Raw genomic sequence first — 1645 nt, forward strand, 5'->3', positions numbered from 1 at the left:
GAAGAAGGCCACATTGGAGTCGCCGTTGAGGGTGTTGAAGACCGCGCCCGCCTTGGCGCTGCGCACCTTGTTGACGATTGTGGAGAAATCGGTGGAGCCCAGCGGCGCGTAGTCCTCGCCCTTGATCTCGATGCCGTTGGCCTTGGCGTAGGCCTTGATCTCGCGGTTGGCGGTCTGCGGGAACACGTAGTCCGAACCCACCAGGTAGAGGGAGGTGACGCCCTTCTGCTTCAGATAGTCCAGCGCGGGGATGATCTGCTGGTTGGTGGTGGCGCCGGTGTAGAAGATGTTCTTCGAGTCCTCGAGGCCCTCGTACTGAACCGGGTAGTAGAGCAGCGAGTTCAGCGATTCGAACTTGGGCTTCATGGCCTTGCGGGACGCGGAGGTCCAGCCGCCGAACACCGCGGCGACACAGTCGGAGCTGACCAGCTTCTCGGCCTTCTCGGCGAAGGTCTTCGGGTCCGACGCGCCGTCCTCGAGCACCACCTCGATCTTCTTGCCGAGTACGCCGCCCGCCGCGTTGATCTGATCCACCGCCAGCTTGGTGGCATTGGCGACGGTGACCTCACTGATCGCCATGGTGCCGGTCAGCGAGTGCAGCGAACCGATCTTGATGGTGTCCTTCGAGGTGTCCACGCAGGACTTGGCATTGGATCCGGCCGCGGTGTCGCTGTCGCGCGATCCACAACCGGCGACCATGACGGCGGACAGCGCCAACGCGGTCGGAATGGTGATCGCCTTCATCAGGCGGGAAGCCCTGTCCCGGCGGGAAGAGTCGTGCATGGGGCGGATCCTTCGGTTCACGTGTTCGGCGACGTCGGCTGCGCCGCTTCCGAATACCGCCGCGTATACAGCGGCTGTATTCGTGGAACGAAAGGTAAACGTGAAGTGTTGCGCCGGAATGACTCTCGATTAATGTCCGATTTCCGATGTTGCCCGGGCGTGAAATTCTGCTCACCGCAGCATGATTCGGATCGTGCGGGTGAAGCATCGGTGCAGATCAGGCAGTATTTTGGGCGTCTGTCCGAGTGTTTTGACAGCTGGCAGCGGCGCGATGTGAGCGGTGAGGCCGTCTCGCCGCGGCGGCTCTACTGAATGATGTACGGCGAGATGGAGCTTCGGTGCTCGCTGATGTCCAGGGATTTGCCGAGGGGCGGGAAAGCGCGCTGGGGGCAGTTGGAGCGTTCGCAGACTCGGCAGCCCGCGCCGATCGGAGTTGCCTTGGGCTCGTTGAGGTCCAGGCCGTCGGCGTAGACGGTGCGGCCGGCGTGGCGGAGTTCGCAGCCGAGGCCGATAGCGAAGGTTTTGCCGGGTTCGCCGTAGCGGGTGGCGCGGCGTTCCACGGTGCGGGCCACCCAGAGGTATTTGCGGCCGTCGGGCATCTGGGCGATCTGGGTCATGATCTTCGCGGGGTAGGCGAAGGTCTCGTAGACGTTCCACAGGGGGCAGGTGCCGCCGCTGGAGGAGAAGTGGAAGCCGGTCGCGGACTGGCGTTTCGACATGTTGCCGGCGCGGTCCACGCGGACGAAGGAGAACGGGACGCCGCGGAGTTTGGGGCGCTGCAGGGTGGACAGGCGGTGGCAGATGGTCTCGTAGCTCTGCGTGAAGAAGGCCGACAGGCGTTCGATGTCGTAGCGGAAGTCCT

At 63.8% G+C, this 1645-nt stretch carries 3 protein-coding genes; 1 reads left to right on the forward strand and 2 read right to left on the reverse strand.

Annotated features, from left to right (window positions below):
• The coding region (locus ACIRS4_RS36530) for a transporter substrate-binding protein (RefSeq protein WP_404204315.1) at window positions 1–783 on the reverse strand (783 nt) is incomplete at its 3' end.
• A gap of 21 nt (window positions 784–804) precedes the next feature.
• Between ACIRS4_RS36530 and ACIRS4_RS36535 the strand changes: the two genes are divergently transcribed.
• Entirely contained in the window at window positions 805–1095 is a 291-nt protein-coding gene (locus ACIRS4_RS36535; RefSeq protein ID WP_404204317.1) for a hypothetical protein, read from the forward strand.
• Here ACIRS4_RS36535 and ACIRS4_RS36540 read toward each other — a convergent pair.
• Window positions 1089–1645: short-chain fatty acyl-CoA regulator family protein (locus ACIRS4_RS36540; RefSeq protein ID WP_404204319.1), on the reverse strand; the 557-nt coding region annotated here is incomplete at its 5' end. The two genes, ACIRS4_RS36535 and ACIRS4_RS36540, sit on opposite strands and share 7 nt — an antisense overlap.

The organism is Streptomyces sp. NPDC101166 (assembly GCF_044768125.1).
Classification (GTDB): domain Bacteria; phylum Actinomycetota; class Actinomycetes; order Streptomycetales; family Streptomycetaceae; genus Streptomyces.